Origin of the sequence: Streptomyces sp. N35 (assembly GCF_016464295.1) — a bacterium.
GTDB lineage: Bacteria > Actinomycetota > Actinomycetes > Streptomycetales > Streptomycetaceae > Streptomyces.
The window spans coordinates 1-19,661 of the sequence record NZ_JAEIMH010000066.1; the positions used below are offsets into that span (position 1 = coordinate 1).

Consider the following 19,661-nt stretch of genomic DNA (forward strand, 5'->3'; position numbering starts at 1 on the left):
GGCCGCCGTCCTGGAGGGCGTCGTGCTCGGGGCCGGCGTGGCCGCGACGACCTGCCGCTGGTGGCCCCTGCGCGCGGACCGGCCGGCCGACGCCGCCCGGCCGAACGTTCCGGTCCCCGCGCTACCGGCCGGCCGCGGGCTGATCGCGGTCGTCAACGACAGCGCGGGCGGCGACACCCCGGCGGAGGCCGATCTGCGATTTCTCCTGCCACAGGCGGAGATACGCGTCTGCGACAACGGTGTCGATCTTGATCTGGTGCTCGGACGAGCCGCCGAGGACGTGCTCACCCAGCGGGGCGGTGCGCTCGGCGTGGTCGGCGGGGACGGGACGGTCAACGCGGCCGCGGTCCTGGCCGCCGAGAGCGGACTGCCACTCGCCGTGTTCCCCGGCGGCACCCTCAACCACTTCGCCACCGACCTCGGACTGCCGACGCTCAAGTCCACCGCGGACGCGGTGGAGGCGGGCTGCGGCGGAGCCGTCGACCTCGGCCGGGTCACCGGCGACGGCCCCGGCAGGTACTTCCTCAACACCTTCAGCATCGGCGTCTACCCCGAGCTCGTCCGCGCACGCGAAGCCCGCGAAGCACACCTCGGCAAGTGGCCCGCACTCTGCGTGGGTCTCGTGCGCGTCCTCGCCGACGGCACCCCCACCGAAGTCACCATCGACGGACGACGCCGCCGGCTGTGGCTGCTCTTCGCCGGCAACAGCCGCTACGAGCCCACCGGCTTCGCCCCCTCCTACCGCCGCAGCCTCGACGACGGGCTGCTCGACCTCCGCTTCGTCGACGGACGGCACCCCTTCGCCCGCACCCGGCTCGTCGCCGCGTTCCTCACCGGGACCCTCGCCCGCTCCCGCGTCTACCAGGCCACCACCGCGACCCGGCTGCGTATCGACACGGCGGGACGGATCGGGGAATACACGCGCGACGGGGAAGTCGGTCCGGCCGCCCCCACACTCTTCCTCGACAAGTCACCCCGTGCGCTCACCGTGTACCTGCCGGCCCCCGAGTGACCTCGCGCCCGACCGGCAGGCGGTCCTCACAGGCGACGCCACCGCGCGGAGGCGAAGGAGAAGGCACCGAAGAGGATCAGCCCGATCGCCACGGCGACGAGCAGCCACGGCCCGGCCGGGGTCTGGGTGAAGCTGCGCAGCGTGGCGTCCACGCCTTTGGCCTCGTCGGCATCGAACCGGACGGCAGCGATCAGGATGAAGATGCCGGCCGCGACGAACACGCTGCCGCGGGCCACACCTCCTGCGACGCCGAGCCCGGTGACGATCTGGCGCGTGCGAGGGCTCATGGCGGCGGTGTCGAGCTGCTTCAGGAACTTGCGCAGGGCCGCCCGGCCCGCGAGAACCACGCCGATGCCGATCAGCAGGCATCCCCCCGCGGCCACCAGCACCTGGCCATAGGCCATCTTCAGCACGGTGGCAGTCCAGTCCTTCGACTGCTTGTTGCCGCCGGCCCCTTGCCCGCCGCCCGCGGCGTAGGTCGCGGTGGCCCAGCAGATGAAGCCGTAGAACAGCGCACGACCCCCGTCGAGGAGCCTCGATGGAGTCTTCCGGTCCGGCCCCCTGGTGAGCACCGCTCGGGAGGCACGCCACAGGGCCATGGAGCCGAAGCCCACCACCAGCGCCCACAGCATGAACTTCCCGAAGGGCTGCTCCGCGATCTTCGACAACGCGCCCTGCCGGTCTGCCGACTTCCCGCCGCCGCCCAAGGCCATCTGTACGGCCAGGGCGCCGATGAGTACGTAGACGACACCGCGCGCGGCGAAGCCCGCCCGTCCGGCGGCGGACAGCGTCTGATCCTCCGCGGAGCGCCGGGTCGCGGCGCCTGCGGTCCGTCCCTTGCCGCTTGCTTGAGATGCCGTCACGACGCCCTCCCCAACCGTGGGCGCGCGGTCCGTGCCCGCCGTCCCGGGTTCCCCCGGCCGCCGGTTCGATGTGTGGGTCGTCACCGGGGGATCAGCGGCTTTTCCCGGTCCTGGTCCGGTACCGGGGGACGTGCCGCGCGGGCGGCTGCGTGCCTTCTGACGAACTGCGGCAGCAGTCCCCACAGTCCGCCGCACACCAGCAGCGTCGCACCCCCCGCGATCACTCCCTCGACCCTGCCGAGCACCACGTCGACGACGAGCAGCACCGAACCGGTCATGGCCAGCATCAGCACACTCATCCCCGCCCCGGCCAGGCGTGAGGAGGTCCGTACGATCTCCGGTTTGGCCCCGCGCTGGAACAGGGTGCGGTGCAGTGCGGCCGGTGTACTGAACAGGGCCGCCGCGAGCATCGCGAGCAGCAGCGTCGTGATGTAGACGGCGCGCTGGGCGGTGTCGAGTGTGCCGAAGCGGGACGTGAAGGCCAGGGTCAGCAGAAACGCGAACAGGATCTGGACTCCGGTGTGGATGATCCGCAACTCCTGGAGCAGTTCACCGTAGTTGCGGTCCGCCTGCTCCAGCTTGGTCTCGTCGCGCGGCGTACGGGACGCCTTCTCGGTCATGCCCGGGTGAGTCTCCCGAAAGCCGCGGATCAGTCGTGGGCGGGAACGTGCCGCGTCGGCACGGTGTCACGTACGTCTCCTGGTCCGCTGTTTCACGGCATGCACCACGCTCGGGAGTGCTTCAGCGAGCATCCGGCCGACGAGCGCGCCTCCGAAGACGACGACTCCCACGCCGACCAGCCAGGACTGGATGACCAGGACGGTTCCGAAGGGGCCGTAGGTGACGGCGCTGGATGCGATCAGCGGCGAGAACACGAGGTGGGAGAAGAGCCGCAGACACAGGAGTCCGATGGCCGTGAGGACCGCACCGGGCAGCAGGTCACGCCAGGGGATCCGCCCGCCGAGCAGGATGTGCTGCGACCACCAGAAGAACAGGACCGCGCCGAGCACCGCGGCCAGGGTTCCGACTTCCGAGTGGCGCCACACGGTGGTGGTGGCGGACAGAGAGAGGAAGGCGATCAGCACGGTGAGCCACAGGACGTGGCGCCACCTCGCGTACCAGCGGGCCGGGGTCAGTTCCCACAGTTTCTCGTAGCCGGCCTGCACCACCGCCGCGAAGGACAGGCCGAAGACGGCCAGCGCGGAAAGGCCGAAAGCGGTCGTGGTCCGCAGCACCTGCCCGGGCCGGGTGAACACCTGGCGGACGTGTTCCCGGGCAACCGTCGACACACCGAGCCCGTCGCCCAGCCACTGCGCGATCCCGGCCCCTCGCGCCGGGTCGGTCGCGGAGACGACGATCAGCAGCGGGACCAGGGCCAGGAATCCCAGCGCCGCGAACCCCAGGGACCGCGGCCCCAGTTCGACATCACGACCCCGTCTCCACGCGCGCCCGGGTGGCGAACGGCGGATCGCACAGAGCAGCCGGCTCACCGTCGACGGACGGTCCGCGGCATCGGCAGGTTCGTTCGGCATGCCTGTCGACTACCACCGCATCGGGGGAACCGACAGCCCCCGGCACCTCCCATGGCGAGCAGGTCCGGGCCGCCTGCCCGGCCATCGGCAAGGGTTTGCGATCCGCCCGGCGGGCTACACGAACAGGGCGTTCGACGGCCGGCGCGGACGAAGGCACCGGCGAGTTGGAAGAGCAGCTCCCGGTGCCGCCCCTGCCCCCGGCAGCGCCGAACAGTGATCGCGCTCCTTGCCGGGGCGCACCCTGCGCACAGGCTCCGGAACGCCCTGCGCCCCGCGCGTGCCCGCTCCGCGGCGCCGCTGCGTCCGGCCAAGCCTCCGTGCGCCCCGTGTGGGCAGCGACGCGCCGCCCGCCCCGCAGCGCGCTTCACGACAGCAGGCGATACAGATGTACGCCCTTGTCCTTCTGGTTCCCTTCGTTCTGCTCGGTACCGTGATGGGCCTGTCCTGGTGGGAGGACAAGGTCCTGCCTGATGCCGTTCCGGGCCCAGCCCTCGCCGAGGCTCCCCTGACCCCACCGACCCCGTCCGTCCGTGCGGAACTCCTCGCAGATTCGGGCTCGTTGCCAGGTGATGTTCCCGAGCGTTGACGAACAGCCCGGACCCTCGGACAAGCGGCAGGACACCTGGTCAAGGGAGTTGCCCGTCGGGCTCCCGCTCCGGAGGACTACACTCGTGAGTGAAGCCCCGGCCCCCGGCAGCGACCAACTCCCTCAAGCTCCCGACTCGTTCGAGCGAGGGAACACAACGCGCGGGAAGGCCCGCCATGATTCTCTTGTTCGCCATCGCCGCCGTCGCGGCCGCTGCCCTGTTCGGCCTGGGCTTTGTGGACGCCCTGTGGACGGACCATGCGAGGCGGGTCTCATGAACCGGCCGGTCGGCTTCACGCAAGAGCGGTGGGACGTGAAGGCCAAGTTGACCTGGGGAGAGACGGCCCTCGCCCCTACCGTCGCCATGTTGCGAGCGGAGAACGACTCGCTGCGCCGGGCGCTGGCCGGTCATGCGGTGATCGACCAGGCGCGCGGCATGGTGATGGCCTTGACACCGTGCACCCGCGGAGAGGCCAGGAGCCTGCTGATGGATGTCTCACGGCAGTGCGACCTCAAACTCCGCGAGGTGGCCACCGCTCTCGTGGCCACATCGGACGGCGCGCAGCTGCCCCACCACCTGCGCCTCGCGTTGCGCAGGGCACTGCGCCGACTGCACGCGGCGCAGCGCCGATGACGGGTGCCTCCGCATGGGGCAAGTCTCCTGGAAGGGCGCGCACTTGATCCGCCCAGCTGACATCCGTGTGCGGCGCGATCACGCTGTCGTGGACACCGAGGGAGACAAGACCACTACGGCCTGACCTACGCACCCGGCCCCGTACCTTCAACGGCACCGCCGGAGCCCGGGCCCTTCCTCCAGCTCCACCGCTCCCACTTCCCTTCACCGCGCACAGGCCACTCCGGCCACCCGGCGGGGGTGCACCCGACGGTCGGCGGATGGCCGACAGCAGGTCTGCACACACAGTCTGTTGGCATGACACCCGTGCGGCGTGAGGGATGTTCCTCGGCACGGCACGGCACTGCGTCAGTGGCGAGCGGCCTGTGAGGGCCGTCGTACGCCCCGAGGTCTGCGATGACGTGGTGCGCGACGCACCCGTACGAGAGGAATCCTGTGAACACCGCATCCGCCCATGAGGCGACGGGTGCCGAGTCCTTGCGCGCCCGCGAGACGCTCGGGGCGCTGTACGGGTATGTCCGTCCGCACCGGTGGGCCGTCGCGCTCGGGCTGCTCCTCGCGCTGGCCGGGGCCGCCGGCGGGCTGTTGCAGCCGCTGGCCACGAAGGCTCTGGTCGACCGGCTTTCCTCCGGTGGCACGATCACCACCATCCTGCTCGCCATGACCGTGCTGGTCCTGCTGAGCATGGTGGCCGAGGCGTTCGGTGCCTACGTGCTCGAGCGCACGGCGGAGTCGGTTGTGCTCGCCGCCCGCCGGAGCCTCATCGGACGGCTGCTGCGGCTGCGCATCTCGGCGGTGGACCGGATGCAGCCGGGCGATCTGATGTCGCGGGTGACCTCCGACACCACGCTGCTGCGGGCGGTCACCACCAGGGCGGTGGTCAACGCGGCGACCGGCGCCGTGACGCTGGTCGCGGCCGTCGTGGTGATGGCGTTCCTCGATCTCGTCCTCCTGGGCGTCACGCTTGGTGTGGTCGTGGTCGTCGGTGCGGTGGCCGCGCTCCTGATGCCGAAGATCGGGCAGGCCGCCGAGCGCTCGCAGGCGGCGGTCGGGGAGATGTCCACGGGCCTGGAGCGGGTCTTCGGCGCGTTCCGCACGGTGAAGGCGTCCGGTGCGGAGGAGCGGGAGACCGCGCGCGTCGAGGCGTCGGCACGCAACGCGTGGCGCCACGGCGTGCGCGGTGCGAAGTGGGAGGCCGTCCTCGGCACGGCGGACAACCTCGCCGTCGAGCTGGCGTTCCTCGCGGTGCTCGCCGTCGGCGGGGCGCGGGTGGCATCCGGGGACATGCCCGTCTCCACGCTCATCGCGTTCCTGCTGTACCTCTTCTTCCTGATGGAGCCGGTGTACAAGCTGGTCGAGGCCGCATCCGAGTACCAGGAGGGCGCGGCCGCGATCGCCCGGATCAAGGAAGTGGACCGCCTTGACACCGAGCCGGCGCCACCCGAGGGCGGCCCGAAGCGGCACCAGGGAACGCAGGCAGCGCAGGAAGCGCAGTCAGCACCGGGTCCGGCCTCGGTCCGCTTCGAGAACGTGTCCTTCCGGTACGGGACCGGCCTGCCGGACATCCACCGGAAGGTGGACTTCGAGGTGCCGGGCGGCGGTCTTACGGCCTTCGTCGGCCCTTCGGGGGCGGGCAAGTCGACGCTGTTCGCGCTCATCGAGCGGTTCCACGAAGCGATCGACGGCCGCGTCCTGGTCGATGGCGAGGACGTCATGGACTGGCCGTTGCCCGAGCTGCGGTCCGCCATCGGTTACGTGGAGCAGGACGCACCGGTGCTCGCCGGCACGCTGCGGGAGAACCTCGTGTTCGCCGCGCCCCGCGCGAGCGACGACGACCTCCACAAGGTGATCGAACGGACCAGGCTCGACACCCTCGTCGAGCAACTGCCGCATGGTCTGGACACGTTGGTCGGGCACCGCGGCTCGAAGCTGTCCGGCGGCGAACGCCAGCGCATCGCGATCGCCCGCGCGCTGCTGCGAGGGCCCCGGCTGCTGCTTCTGGACGAGGCGACCTCGCAGCTCGACGCCGTCAACGAGCTGGCGCTGCGGGAGGTCATCGCCGAGACGGCGCGCGAGACGACCGTCCTCGTGGTGGCCCACCGTCTGTCCACGGTCACGGACGCCGACCGGATCGTCGTCATGGACGCGGGCGAGGTCCGCGCGATCGGCACCCACGAGGAGCTGGTCGCCAAGGACGAGCTGTACGCGCAGCTCGCGGCGACCCAGCTCCTGACGTCCGCGGTACGCCACAGGAAGTGAGCCCGTGCCCCTACGGGATGTCGTCGGGGGCGGGGGGCCCCCCCCGCCGGGGGGGGGGGGGGGGGGGGGGGGGGGGGGGGGCCCCGGCCATGTGGCGGGGGCAGCCGGGCCGAGTGGCGGGGCCACCCCGGACAGCAGCCGGATACCCGCGCTTCATGTGACTGGTGAGGCTGAGGTCAGCGCCCGCGTCACCAGGCAGCGCGCTCTCCGCCCAGTCCGTCCCCGCCCCGCCCCGCCCCGCCCAGTCCGTCGCCTCACCCTGGAGTCCCCATGCCCGTACTCATGGCCAAGGGCCAGCAGGTCCCGCTGATCAGGCCGGACGGCCGCCCGCTCACCCTGATCCGTATGGGCATCGGCTGGCAGCCCGCCCCGCGACCCGGACTCCTGGGCGCGCTCGGACTCCACCGCCGCGGCCACCTCGGCACCTTCGCCGCGCTGTACAGCCGCGACCGGTTCCTCGACGTCCTGTTCGCCGACAACCCCGTCAACCCGGACGAGTCCGTCGAGCACAGCACCGCTCTCATGGCCGAGGACACCGCGGACGCGGGAGACACCGAGTCGTTCTTCGCCCGCCTGTCCCGGCTGCCTCCGCACGCGGACCGCATCGTGTTCGCCGTCAGCTCCTTCGACGGCAGCACCTTCGCGACGGTGCAGGACGCCCACTGCCGTCTCGTCGACGAGAGCACGGGACACGAGTTGGCCCGGTACACCTTCCCCGTCACGGGCCCCCACACGGCACTGCTCATGGCGCAGCTGACCCGCACGGACGGCACGTGGACGATGACCGCCATCGGCGAGCCGGCGACCTGCACCACGTTCCCCGACCTCCTCCAGGCCATTCAGCGCCACCGCTGAGCACATCCGGGGGCGTGCTGCCCCATGGGCAAGCCGAAGCCCGCAAGGGGAATCCCGGAATCCCCCTTGCGGGCTTCCTGCCGTTCACGTCGGGTCGAGGCTCGGGAACCAAGCCCCCACCGGGACTTCAGCGGATGTACTTGGCGGGCTTGGTGGCCGCGTTGAGCAGGTACTCCAGCGGACCGCGGCGGAAGAAGCGCGACCAGAGCGCGGCGAAGACGATCGCCGCCAGGATGTAAATGAGCACGGGCAGCCAGGACTTCGTGGTGCCTGCGCCGGAGGCGGGCCACGCCGACTGGGCGAGGAAGTGGCCGACGTAGGCGGTCAGGGACATCGTGCCCACGGCGATGACCGGCTTCGCCAGGCTGCGCAGACGCGGCAGACGGTCCATCAGCACCGTCGCGCCCACGATCACGAGGATGGCGACGCCCACGCTGCCGAGGATGTCGAACGTGGTGCCGGTGTGCGGACCCGCACCCAGCAGATCCGAGGCCGACGACACGAGTTGCTCGCTGCCCCCGCCGCCACTCGCCCCCGGCCCTGAGCCTCCGGACCACGACCCGGAGCCTGCGGACCCGGAACCGCCGGCCCCTGAACCGGAGCCGCCGGGCGACCCACCGGTTCCGCTGAACACCGCGTCCTTGCCCGCGAGGAGCAGGGACAGGCCGTACGCACCGACGGTGAGGACGGCGCCGAGCAGGGCAAGGCGCCGCTGTACGAAGACCGCCGCCAGGTCGAGGCGGGCCAGCGCCATACCGGCGATCAGGAACGGCATCCACGTGATCGTCGGGTAGAGGCCGGTGAGCAGCAGATCCACGACGCCGACCTCGTTGAACTTCTCCAGCGGGTCAAGGGCGTTGATGCTTTCCAGTACGGACCCGCTCAGCCACGTCCTCAGGACGAACGCCAGCTGCGGCGTGACCAGCGCGAGCCCAAAGGCGACGATCGCCAGTGTCTTGGCGGACATCCGCAGCAGGGGCAGGGCGAGGAGGAAGTAGACGCCGTAGAAGCCGAGGATGATGACGTCCCCGAACTCGAGCGCGAGGACGCTGCCGAGTGCCAGGAGGATCACGGCGCGGATCGCGATGCGCACCCTCGCCTGCCGGCCTGCGAGGCCGGTCTTCGGCTCGCGGCGGCCGGCGATCAGCATCAGCGAGAAACCGGCGAGCGTGGCGAACAGGGCCGACGAATGTCCGTCGGCCAGGTACCGGACCCAGGTGCCGATGCCGCTCGTGGCCGAAAGAGCCGGGCCGATGTGCACGATGTACATGCCGAACACCGCCAGCGCGCGGGCCAGGTCCACCCCGACCAGACGTCCCATCGACGGGAGCTGGGCGGTCTGCCCGACGGAATCGGGTGAGGTGCCGGGCTGTGCAGGCACATGATCCTGCGGAGCCGTGGTGGCCTGCGGAGCCGTGGTGCCCTGCGGTGGCCGTATCTGTGTCATAGGGACGATCCTTCGGAGCCACCGCGAGGCGAACCATCCGGCGAGCGTCCGCCATACCCCCGCCGACCGGCAGGCAGCTGCCCCCCGAACGGCTGCGGTCGGGGCGCACAGCGCCGTCGTACCCGGCGTCCGAACCTAGGGTCGGATACGCCCTTCGAGCTGCCCTCGCCCCACCGGCTCCGCCCCACCGGAAATCCCCATGACTCTCGTCCTCCTCGTGATCACCGCTGTCGCCGCCGCGTGGGCGCTCGCCGCCGGATGGCTGGAACAGCGGCATGTCAGGGCTCCGCTGGTGCTGGTCCTCGCGGGCATCGTCACCGGGCTGTTCACGCACCACCACATCGCGGTGACGCTCAACTCCCACATCGCCCAGCACGTGGCCGAGGTCATTCTGGCGGTGCTGCTGTTCGTGGACGCCACCGAGCTGCCGGGCGGCCGACTGTTCGGCAACGACCCCGGCGCGGCCGCACGCGCCCTGCTCGTGGCGCTGCCCCTCAGCCTGCTCGTCATGGTGCTGCTCGGCTCACTGCTGCTGCCCGACTCGCCCGTGGTGCTGCTGCTGCTCATCGCATGCATCATCGTGCCGACGGACTTCGCCCCGGCCGAGACCCTGGTTCGGGACACACGCATCCCGAAACGGGTACGCGACGTCCTCAACGTGGAAAGCGGCTACAACGACGGCATCATCTCGCCCGTCTTCCTGTTCGCCCTCATCCTGGCCGGCTCGACCTCTCAGGCACGCACCCCCGCACAGGCCCTGGGCACGGCCATTCCGTTCGCCGCGAAAGCGCTGGTCGTCGGCGCGATCCTCGGGGTGCTGCTCGCATGGCTGATGAACGCGGCCGACCGCAGGCACTGGATGACCGGGCAGTCCCGCCGCATCCTCGTCCTCGTCGCACCGCTGCTCGCCTACACCGCGACGGTGGCGCTGGAGGGCAACGGCTTCGTCGCCTCCTTCGTCTGCGGCATCGCCTTCCGCTACGTCCGGCAGGCACCGACCCGGCGACGCGGCGGCGAGGCACCCGACGCCTCGGACTTCCGTCTGATCGAGGACACCACCGCGATCATGACGATGGGCATGTGGTTCTTCTTCGGCAACGCCGTGGTGTTCGCACTGAGCGGCCCGATCCACGGGCCGACCGTCCTGCTCTGCGTCGCCGCGCTGACCGTCGTACGGATCATCCCGATCCTGTTCGCCTTTCTCGGGTCGAAATTCACCTGGCGCGAACGGCTCATGGTGGGAGCACTCGGCCCTCGCGGCACCACGTCGATCGTGTTCGGACTGCTCGCCTTCAACGCCCTCCCCGACGGGCCGTACGCGGACACCGCCCTGGACGCCATGACGCTCACCGTGCTCGGCAGTGTCGTGCTGCACGGCATCGGCTCCCTGCCCATCGCCCGGCTCCTCGCCGCTCCCACCACCGAGCCCGGCCACCTGGGGGGCCGGCTCCGGACGCCTGGGGGGTAAGGGCCGGACGGCTGCCGGATACCCGGGGATCGGACGCTCGGCCAGCCTGGACGCATGAACGACAACCGAGCCGACCGGCCGGTCCGCCGAGAGACCGGTCTCATCCTCTTCTTCGCGGCCGCACTGATCCTGGCCGCACTCCACCCCGATCTGTACGCCGGCCTCATGGAGCGCGTCGTGGCGCTCTTCCCCGGAACCACCGCCTGAGCGAGGACCCCACGCTCGACGTACTGTCGACGGCGAGCGATCACCGTACGAGACCGCGGACACCCCGATGCGGGCACAAGGGTCGCCGAGACGCTGGACAGCACAGACGAGAGTGAGGCGGAACGCCGGTGATCCGGGTAGTGGTGGTGGACGACGAGGCGCTGGTGCGCTCCGGCTTTCAGCTGATCCTGAACGCCGCCGATGACATCCAGGTCGTGGCGACCGCGGAAGGCGCACAGGCCGCCGAGGTGATCCGGCGCGAGCAGCCGGACGTCGTACTCCTCGACATCCGGATGCCGGACGTGGACGGCCTCACCGTCCTGCGCCAGATCCAGGACCTTCCCGCACCACCGCAGGTGGCCATGCTCACCACCTTCGACACCGACGAGTACATCCTGACCGCGCTGCGCTCGGGTGCCGGCGGTTTCCTCCTCAAGGACACCGAGCCCGAGCAACTCGCCCAGCTCGTCCGCACCTTGGCCGCGGGCGGCGTGGTGATGTCCCCGAAAGCTTCGCGGGCCCTGCTGCGCAGCCATCCAGGGGCGGGCGCTCCCCAGGACGCGGAAGTGGCCCGTGTGAATCTGCTCAGCGACCGGGAACGCGAGGTCCTCGTCCTGATCGCCCAGGGACTCTCCAACGCCGACATCGGCACCCGCATCCATCTGAGCGCGGGCACCATCAAGGACCACGTCAGCTCCATCCTCACCAAGCTGCGGGTCTCCAGCCGCGTGCAGGCGGCACTGCTCGCCGAGCGGGCCGGACTGCTCAGCGGGAACGGTGACGACACGGCACGGGACAGAGGATGACGCAAACCGGCCAGGAACTGTGGCGGCGGGTACCGGCCTTGGGAGTCGACGCGGGCCTCGTCGCACTCTCCCTGCTCGACGCCTGGATCAATCTCTACGGTGAGGCGTCACCGTTGATGTGGACCTGCGCCGCCGTCGGCAGCGCAGGGCTGTTCCTGCGCCGGCACGTTCCCATGGTCGCCTTTCTGCTGACCCTGCCGATGCTCGTGTTCATGGACGTGGCGGTGGCGCCGGTTGTCGCGCTGTACACCGTGGCCGCACACACCCGCAACCGTCCGCTGCTCGCCGGCTGCGCCCTCCTGAACGCAGCGGCAAGCACGCTCGTCTGGCCCTTGTCCGACGCGTTCTCCGGCGAGGAACGGACGTGGACGCTCATCCAGTTCGTCTACACCCTGGCCATGGCCTTCGCCCCGGTGCTGTTCGGTCAGCTGGTGCAGGCCAGGCAGGACGTGGCCCGTCAGCTCGTGGAGGTCGAGGAGGCCCGAGAACACGAAAGCGCCCTGTACGCCCAGACCGTCCTCGCCCGCGAACGGGCCCAACTGGCCCGCGAGATGCATGATGTCGTCTCGCATCAGGTCAGCCTGATCGCCGTACAGGCCGGAGCCTTGCAGGTCGCTGCTCAGGACCCTCGGACGCGCGACGGCGCCCGCGCCATCCGCACCCTGAGCGTGAACACCCTCGACGAACTCCGCCTCATGGTCACCCTGCTGCGCGCCTCAGGCGGCCGAGCAACCGAACTGACACCTCAGCCCACCCTCGCCGACCTCCAACAGCTGATCGGCAACAGCGGTATCGAGACCACCCTGACCGGCGAACTCCCGCCCGGCATCAGCACCACAGCCCAGCGCACCGTCTACCGCACGGTGCAAGAAGCGCTCACCAACGTGCGCAAGCACGCCCCCGGCGCCCGGGCCGAGGTCCGTCTGTGGCACGACGCGCAGCACTTCGGCGTCACCGTCACCAACACCGCCCCCACGCGCCCGTCCGTCGCCCTGCCCAGCGCCCACCACGGCCTCATCGGCCTGCGCGAACGCGCCGAGCTCCTCGACGGCACCCTCACGGCCGAACCCACCCCGCAGGGCGGATTCACGGTCCAACTACAGGCACCGGCGCGGCCCGCCTGAGTGCGACGACCGAACCGAGGGTGGCTCCGTTCTCACCAGACCCTCCCCCCCCATCAGACAGGGGACTGAGAGCGGTGTTCCCAGCGGCGGTCGGTGCGTGTGAGTTCCTGGAAGCCTGCGGACCTCAGTTGATCGATTGCTGTCTGGTCAGTGGCCGCTTCATAGGCGACGAGGCGGTCCACGCCGCACAGGCGGAGCCACTCGCCGGCCTGCGCGAGGAGCCTGTGCTCCCAGCCCTGGCCACAGTGGGCCGGGGCGATGTGGAGGTTCCCGACGTCGGCGAGGGGGGCCGACCGGGTGTGGCGTTCAGCACGGGTCACGGCGGTGTCGACCTCGATGAAACCCACCGAATGCGCTTCCGCGTACGCGGTGAACCGGGTACCGCACTCCCCCAGCGTGCGCGCGATGGTCACTCCCGGCTTGGGCTCATTCGCCGGCAGGTCGACCGTCCGCGCGATCAGGATCACCTCGGTGTCCCCGACGTGCCGGAAACCCGCGCGTTCGTAGACGGCGCGAATGTGCGGCCAATTTCGAGGCAGACCGTAGACGACTGGGGCAGGCAGCTCACCTGAGGCGTAGCGGGCACGGACGTTCCACCGTGCCAGCTGGGCCAGGCAGGCGGACATCAGCAGATGTGCGGCCTCGTCGGAGTCCGGCCAGGAGGCGGCCGGCGGGCGGCAGACGAACCAGTCGATCGCGCCTGCGTCCCGGTAGTCCTCGCCGACCTCGGTGTCGGCGCGGTAGCGCAACAGGTGGGCCGCGGCCACCACGGATCGACACTGTTCGGCGACGAGCGTGATCCGCTCGCCCACCCAGGGGTCGGTGATGAACTCATCCGGCTGCCGCTCCAGGCCGCTGAGAACGGTGTTGACGGAGACCGAGACTCCGGGAACGACAGCGGAGACATGCTGGTTGACCAACTCCGTGAGCTGGTCTCGGTCATTCCGGTGAATGAGGCGCACCGTGAGCGCGGGCATTCGTGACCTCCGGTCGGTGAATCGCGTCAGGAGGCCGCCATGCGGTGCGGTATGCGGAGAACAGTACGCTGCCACTGGCACCGCGCGGAAGCGTGTCGCCCTACGGCCGCCACCATCGGGAGCGCGCCGCCTCCGCGATGACCACCATGTCGAGCGGGCCGGAATCCACTCCCCTTGGCCGAAGCCTCAGATGGGCACGGGTGCACTCGCCCCCCATGGACATCACGGTGCGAATCGACGCCGAGCACCGTCTGCTCGGTCCTACGCCCAGGTCAGCGCACCCGGTCCCGCGCCTTCAGCGGCACTCGGTGGATCTCGGCGCCGGGCCAGCTCGCGAGTTGACCGCACCGACCCCGGAAGCCGCCGTCGCCTGCGCTGTCCCGCCGACGGCGCGGCACCCGGCACCACACCGCGCCCCCCTGCCTGCCGCCGTGCAGGCCGCGACCCGAAACCGCTGAGCCCATGCGGGAACTGCTCGCGCTCCACGGCGACTTCGAGGCGCGACCGGTTGTCGGGCCACGTCAGTGCCAGGCGCAGGCGATCAGCTGTCCGCGGAGTGGGCGTCGTCAAGGCCCTCGCCGAGGAGCCGTCCGGCGAGTTCCATGCAGCGCATCCGGGCAGGAGAGAAGTCGTAGGGCATCTTGGTGATCGATGCGGCGGCACTCATCTCTGTGCCCTCCTCCCCTGTCCGGTCGGCGTCGTAGATCTCGAAGATCTTCTCCTCGGCCGCGTCGAGACCAGCTGCCTCGATGGCCTGATTCAGGGCCATTTGGTGAGCGCATCGCTGTACGGCGAGCTCTTCGACGCGCGGGTCGTCGGGTTCGACACCGTCGTCGAGGGCGGCCTCGGCCGCCTCCAGACGGTCCTCCTCGGCCCGCAGGTCAGGGTGGGTGGCCAGCACGATGAACGTGCTGGCCTGGATGGCGGCGCCCAGCGGCCCGAAGATCCGTTCCATGACGAGCAGGGCGTCCAGATCGGAGGGGCGCAGCGCGCCCGGGGGCAGGTGGCTGAGCCGGTCCGTGACCAGTTCGGAGAGCAGCCCCAGCGGGCTGCCCACCGCCTGCAGGCGCTGGACGGCCGCGCGCCGACGCTTGATGGTGGCCTCCTGCGCCGCCAAGGTTTCCTGCAGCCTGCTCAGGACCGAGTCGATATCCCGGGCTTGGTCAAGGGCTTCGTCTCCGGCTTCGTCCCGGGCTTCTCCGAAGGCGGCCCGCATGTCGTCCAGGCTGATACCGGCATCAGCCATCTTGCGGATCCACAGCAGGCGGCTCATGTCGTCATAGCCGTAGCGGCGGCGACCGTCCCCACCGCGCTCGGGCTCCAGCAGCAGACCGATCTCGTGGTAGTGGCGAATGGCGCGTGGGGTGATCCCGGCGAACGCAGCGGCATCACCGATCATGACCTGCCGGGGAGGCGTGAGGTTGGGGTACATCGCAGACAGATCCTTTCGCGCTGTGGTGCCCAAACCCCACCACATGCCGCTACGGCATGTGCAAGAACCCCATGCAGGTGGCAGCGGAGCCAGGCCCTGGCTGCCGCCGGGACCGAATGTGCGGGGCGCTGTAGCGGGGGAAGTAGACGACACCCGTCAGCCCGAAGGCCGCGCGCACCTCGCCCGCAGGCTCCTCAGCGATGGGCTCTTCCGCACCCGAATCGCAGGGGTCCGGGCCACCGTGAATCACTGCCCGCGGCACCCGAGTTCCTCACAGTGTGCGTCACCGGCTGCCCATGCGTATGTGCAGGTCAGCGAACTCGTCCCCGGGGCTTCAGCGGCACGGGCGGGAGTTCGGGAGCGGGGATCGGGTCCCCGTCGTACCCCTTCACTTCACCGAACCGATCGCCGTTCATCCAGTCCGAACGCGCCTGAGCGATGTCCTCCTGCGACCGCCCGATGAAGTTCCACCACATGATGATCTCCTCCTCGAACGGCTCGCCGCCCAGGAGCATGATCGAGGCGTCCGACTCGGCGCGCAGCGGGAGTCGGGTGCGGCCGCAGCCGAGGTAGAGCATCGAGCCCGGGACGACGGGGACGTCGTCCACGTGGACCTCGCCGGACATGGAGAGGACCGCGTACTCGAAGTCCGGCTCCAGGGGCAGCGATGTGTCGGTGCCGCGCGCCAGCGTCAGGTCCGCGCCGACGATCGGTGAGTACGTGGCGCCCGGCGAGGTCGCCGTGTCGAGCGTGCCGAGGATGACCGTCGCCGTCAGGCCGGCGGACGTGAGCTGCGGCAGGTCCGTGTGGTGTTCGAAGTGGGCGTCCACGTGCCGGGCGCCGTCGGGCAGCGCGGTCCACAGCTGGGCACCGTGCAGGAAACGCGAGTGGGACTTGGGCGTCTCCTCGGAGTGGCTGATCGCCGATCCCGTGGTCTGCAGGCCGAGTTCGCGCGGGCGGATCGTGGCGAGCGAACCGGTGGAGTCGCGGTGCAGCACCTCGCCGTCGTGCAGCCAGCTGACGGTCTGCAGACCCATGTGGGGATGCGGCGGCACCTGCATCCCGGGCTCGTCGGCGATGTCGTCGGGACCGTAGTGGTCGACGAAGCACCAGGCGCCGACCATACGGCGACCCAAGTTGGGCAGCAGCCGTCGCACTTCGGTGGACTCTCCGAGCCGCACCGTACGCGGGGTGAGGAGCTCGCGTACGGGCTCGGCCACGACGAATCCGCGTCCGCCGCACACGGACAGCGCTGCCTCACGGTCAAGATTGCTCATGCGGCTCAAGGTAGCCGCTGGGTGCGGGAAAGTCGCTCAGGGGGCGGAGGTTGGCCCTCCGTCCGGCCCCGCCCCTGGCGCAGCACCCGGCCCCGGCCTCAGCGTTTGGTCGCCCGCAGGACCACGAACTTCGGGTTCCCGGCGACCGTCCGGCAGTTACCGAAGATCCGCCGCAGCGAGACATGGTGCCCGAGGTGCCGGTTGCCGACCACCCACAGCTCGCCGCCCGGCCGCAGCGCCCGGCGGGCGTCGGCGAACATCCGGCGCGCGGTGGAGTCCGTGACGGCCTGATGGCTGTGGAACGGCGGGTTGTTGAGCACCAGGTCGACGCTTCCCGCCGGCAGCGCGGCAAGACCGTCCCCGACGATGAACTCCGCCTTGCCTTCGGCGTTCTCGCGATACGTGGCTTCGGCGGAGGCGACCGCCTGGTACGACTCGTCGGTGAAGACGACATCGGCCTCGGGGTTCGCGAGCGCCGCCGCCGTACCGACGACCCCGTTGCCGCAGCCGAGGTCCACGATGCGCGCGGCACCCGGTGCGTCCGGGAGGTGGCCCAGGAAGAAGCGGGTGCCGATGTCGAGGCGGTCGGCGCAGAAGACGCCCGCGTGGTTGGTCACGGCGCGGCCGCTCATCGGGCCGATTCCGGTGGGCAGTTGATAGCGGTACGGCCAGGGGTTGGCCTCGCGCGACAGGTCCGGGTCGGGCGTCGCGAAGATCAGCCGGGCCTTCTTCTTGGCCAGCGAGGTCTTCGTCGGGCCGACGATCCGCTCGAAGAGCTGGAGCGTCGAGGTGTGGATCTCCTTGACCATGCCCGTGCCCATCACCACGCTGCCCGCATGCAGCGCGGGGGCGAGGCGGTGCAGCTGGTCCTCCAGGAGCGCGAGGCTCTTGGGCACGCGGACGAGCAGCACGTCGATACGGTCCGGGGGCGTGTCCCGCGTGGTCAGCAGGTCCCCCGCGGTGGCTTCCGCGCGGGCCAGGTTCTCCGTGGTGGCCTGGCGCGTGAGCCAGGAGTCGGTGATCTGGACCGGTGCGTACGAGGCGAGTGAGGTGGTGAGCGCTCCCCAGCGGTCGCCGAGCACGACGATCCGGCGGCCGTCGAGGCCGACGCCGTCCAGGTGCTCGAGCAGGTACTCGTCGGAGGCGTCCCAGGCGCGGAGCTGATCGCGGGGGTCGACGGGGTGGCGTGTGAGGTCGCAGGCGCCCCATGACGTGGTCAGACGGTTCATCGTGCGGTTCAGGCTAGTCGAGCGGGGACCAGCCGGTCGCCGGCACCCTCCCCGGGGCGGCGAGGCTCCCACGTACAGCTGGTGGAATATTCAACTACCAGCTGCCGTTGACCCGCCCGAAGGAGGTCACCCGTGACGCACACGTACTACACCCAGGGAAGCCCCACCGAGCGCTGGGAGCGCGCCGGTCTGTTCTTCGAGGCCAAGGACTACGCGGCCGCGGCCCGGGTGCTCGGCTCGCTGGTCGAGGAGGTCCCGGAGCAGGTCGCTCCCCGGCTGCTCCTGGCCCGCGCGTACTACCACTCCGCTCAACTCACCCGCGCCGAGACCGAGTTGCGTGCCGTGCTCGAGCGCGACCCGGTGGAGCACTACGCCCGCCTGATGCTCGGCCGCACCCTGGAGCGGCAGGGCCGCGACGAGGAGGCCGCCGGGCACCTGCGGCTCGCCGAGGCGCTCGGAGCGAGCCTGGCCTGACGCTCGGAACGAGCCTGGCCTGATGCTCGGGACGAGCCTGGCCTGACGCTCGGGACGAGCCTGGCCTGAGGGGCCGCGAGACGCTCGGGGCGAGCCCGGCCCGAGCGGTTCCGGGAGCGGGGCACGGTCGTCCGGACCGTGCCCCGTGCGGGCTAAGACCACAGGTGCCGCCGGGCGGCCGCGTGCCAGGATCGTGAGGTCGGAGAACCTCGGGAAAGCACAGTTCATGGCGGACGGCTGACACTGGTGACGCTGAGCGGCAACGCGAAGGACCGCGGGGTCGCCTCCGCACGCCCCGGGGTCGTCTCCGCCCGCCGGGGCCCGACCCGGCGCCCGGTGGACCGGGTCCGGATGATCCTCGCCCTGGCCGGACTCGTGCTCGTGATCGGGCTCGCGGTGCTGCAGCGGGCCGTGCCGGATCTGCTGCTCGCGCCGATCGTCTTCGCGGCCGGTGTGGTGATGGCCGCGGTGCCCGCGTTCGTGGCCGTCGAGCGGCTGTTCCGCGGTGAGGCCCGGCTGGTCACCAACGGCGTGCTCGCCGCGCTCATCGCGTATCTCGTAGCGCTCGGACTCAACCTCTACGTGCTCGGGCCCGGGCCCGACGTGGTGCAGCGCGCTCTCGCGCAACGGCCCGGTGGCGGCGGGAACATCGCACCGCTGCATCTGTACATCGCCACCGTCGTCGCGTTCATCACCGTCGTCGGCTTCGCCGACCGGTATCTGCTGCGCAACGCCGCGTGGGGCGGTCTGGTCGTCACCGCGCTCGCCGCGCTCGTCGGGAACACGGCGACGCTGCCCGGCATGCTCCTGACGTTCCTGCTCGGCCGTCTCGTCGCGTTCGCGGTGCGCTGGCTGCGCGGGACGACCGACCCCTCGCCGACGGACGCGGACGTCGCGGCCGCGCTCGCCGAGACGGACCTGCCGCCGGTGACCAGCCGGCGGATCGCCAACGCACGGGACGGCACGCGGCGCTACGAGGCCTTCACCGACACCGACGAACGGTTCACGGTCACCGTGCTCGACCGCGACCGGATCACGGCAGGTCTCGCGTACCGGCTGTATCAGCGGCTGCGGCTGCGGCGGCCCGCGCAGAGCCAGGGCCTGATGTCCCTGCAGCATCTGGTGGAGCAGCGCACGCTGCTCGCCCTCGCCGTCCGGCACAGCGGGATCCGCACCCCGCGCCTGGCCGCCGTACGCAAACTCAACGCCGACGCCGTGCTTTTCGCGTACGAGGACGTGCCGGGCCGGACCCTCGACCGCCTCGCGCCCGAGGAGCTCACGGACGATCTGCTGACAAGGGTCTGGCAGGTCGCCGAGGATCTGCATCAGCACCAGATCAGCCACCGGCGGATGTCCGCCGACGCGTTTCTCGTCGGCGACGACGGCAAGGTGTGGCTGACGCGACTCGAAGCCGGCGGGGTCGCGGCGGGCGCCTTGCAGCACCCGCTGGGCGACGCGGAACTCCTTGTCACGCTGGGG

17 protein-coding genes and 1 pseudogene are annotated in these 19,661 nt (G+C 70.8%); 10 read left to right on the forward strand and 8 right to left on the reverse strand.

What is annotated here, in order from left to right; translation table 11 throughout:
* Positions 1–1,012 (forward strand): diacylglycerol kinase family protein (locus tag JAO81_RS29890; protein ID WP_267913078.1); only part of this gene is annotated, 1,012 nt, incomplete at its 5' end.
* Positions 1,013–1,038: 26 nt separating this feature from the next.
* On the opposite strand, the gene JAO81_RS29895 is transcribed toward JAO81_RS29890, so the two are convergent.
* The 3 genes from JAO81_RS29895 to JAO81_RS29905 form a co-directional block, all read right to left on the reverse strand.
* Complete coding sequence (locus tag JAO81_RS29895) at positions 1,039–1,875, reverse strand: DUF1206 domain-containing protein (protein WP_307813844.1); 837 nt, start codon at positions 1,873–1,875, stop codon at positions 1,039–1,041.
* An 80-nt stretch (positions 1,876–1,955) separates the two neighbouring features.
* The gene (locus tag JAO81_RS29900; RefSeq protein WP_199551087.1) at positions 1,956–2,495 is read right to left on the reverse strand and encodes a DUF6328 family protein; all 540 of its coding nucleotides are present in this window, start codon (positions 2,493–2,495) and stop codon (positions 1,956–1,958) included.
* Between the two features lie 66 nt (positions 2,496–2,561).
* Positions 2,562–3,407, reverse strand: a complete 846-nt coding sequence (locus JAO81_RS29905) for a YhjD/YihY/BrkB family envelope integrity protein (RefSeq protein ID WP_199551088.1) — start codon at positions 3,405–3,407, stop codon at positions 2,562–2,564.
* An 860-nt stretch (positions 3,408–4,267) separates the two neighbouring features.
* Between JAO81_RS29905 and JAO81_RS29910 the strand changes: the two genes are divergently transcribed.
* The 3 genes from JAO81_RS29910 to JAO81_RS29920 all read left to right on the forward strand — a co-directional run bounded on the left by JAO81_RS29910 (position 4,268) and on the right by JAO81_RS29920 (position 7,741).
* A complete protein-coding gene (locus JAO81_RS29910; protein ID WP_199551089.1) occupies positions 4,268–4,627 on the forward strand; it encodes an ANTAR domain-containing protein in 360 nt (119 codons plus the stop codon).
* Positions 4,628–5,062: 435 nt separating this feature from the next.
* Positions 5,063–6,886, forward strand: coding sequence for an ABC transporter ATP-binding protein (locus JAO81_RS29915; protein ID WP_199551090.1), 1,824 nt, complete (start codon positions 5,063–5,065; stop codon positions 6,884–6,886).
* Positions 6,887–7,156: 270 nt separating this feature from the next.
* Positions 7,157–7,741 (forward strand): TerD family protein, encoded by a 585-nt coding sequence (locus tag JAO81_RS29920; RefSeq protein ID WP_199551091.1) that lies wholly within the window; start codon positions 7,157–7,159, stop codon positions 7,739–7,741.
* Positions 7,742–7,868: 127 nt separating this feature from the next.
* Here JAO81_RS29920 and JAO81_RS29925 read toward each other — a convergent pair whose 3' ends face one another.
* Complete coding sequence (locus JAO81_RS29925) at positions 7,869–9,188, reverse strand: DUF418 domain-containing protein (RefSeq protein WP_199551092.1); 1,320 nt, start codon at positions 9,186–9,188, stop codon at positions 7,869–7,871.
* 199 nt (positions 9,189–9,387) lie between these two features.
* On the opposite strand from JAO81_RS29925, the gene JAO81_RS29930 reads away from it, so the two are divergent.
* The 4 genes from JAO81_RS29930 to JAO81_RS29945 all read left to right on the forward strand — a co-directional run bounded on the left by JAO81_RS29930 (position 9,388) and on the right by JAO81_RS29945 (position 12,793).
* A complete protein-coding gene (locus tag JAO81_RS29930) occupies positions 9,388–10,656 on the forward strand; it encodes a sodium:proton antiporter (RefSeq protein WP_199551093.1) in 1,269 nt (422 codons plus the stop codon).
* Between the two features lie 54 nt (positions 10,657–10,710).
* Positions 10,711–10,863, forward strand: a complete 153-nt coding sequence (locus JAO81_RS29935; protein ID WP_199551094.1) for a hypothetical protein — start codon at positions 10,711–10,713, stop codon at positions 10,861–10,863.
* Positions 10,864–10,991: 128 nt separating this feature from the next.
* Complete coding sequence (locus tag JAO81_RS29940; RefSeq protein ID WP_307813847.1) at positions 10,992–11,669, forward strand: response regulator transcription factor; 678 nt, start codon at positions 10,992–10,994, stop codon at positions 11,667–11,669.
* Positions 11,666–12,793: a sensor histidine kinase gene (locus JAO81_RS29945; protein WP_199551095.1), complete on the forward strand. Its 1,128-nt coding sequence runs from the start codon at positions 11,666–11,668 to the stop codon at positions 12,791–12,793. Before JAO81_RS29940 ends, JAO81_RS29945 begins: the two co-directional genes overlap by 4 nt.
* A gap of 53 nt (positions 12,794–12,846) precedes the next feature.
* Here the strand turns inward: JAO81_RS29945 and JAO81_RS29950 are convergent, their stop codons facing one another.
* The 4 genes from JAO81_RS29950 to JAO81_RS29965 form a co-directional block, all read right to left on the reverse strand.
* Complete coding sequence (locus JAO81_RS29950; protein ID WP_199551096.1) at positions 12,847–13,770, reverse strand: N-acetyltransferase; 924 nt, start codon at positions 13,768–13,770, stop codon at positions 12,847–12,849.
* Positions 13,771–14,311: 541 nt separating this feature from the next.
* Positions 14,312–15,202: a MerR family transcriptional regulator gene (locus JAO81_RS29955; RefSeq protein WP_199551097.1), complete on the reverse strand. Its 891-nt coding sequence runs from the start codon at positions 15,200–15,202 to the stop codon at positions 14,312–14,314.
* Positions 15,203–15,513: 311 nt separating this feature from the next.
* Entirely contained in the window at positions 15,514–16,479 is a 966-nt protein-coding gene (locus tag JAO81_RS29960) for a pirin family protein (RefSeq protein WP_199551098.1), read from the reverse strand.
* A 98-nt stretch (positions 16,480–16,577) separates the two neighbouring features.
* Entirely contained in the window at positions 16,578–17,699 is a 1,122-nt protein-coding gene (locus JAO81_RS29965) for a methyltransferase (protein ID WP_374194368.1), read from the reverse strand.
* Between the two features lie 141 nt (positions 17,700–17,840).
* Here JAO81_RS29965 and JAO81_RS29970 point away from each other — a divergent pair, with 141 nt between their 5' ends.
* Entirely contained in the window at positions 17,841–18,182 is a 342-nt protein-coding gene (locus tag JAO81_RS29970; protein ID WP_199551100.1) for a tetratricopeptide repeat protein, read from the forward strand.
* 246 nt (positions 18,183–18,428) lie between these two features.
* A pseudogene (locus JAO81_RS29975) lies at positions 18,429–19,661 on the forward strand (hypothetical protein); the annotation flags it as partial.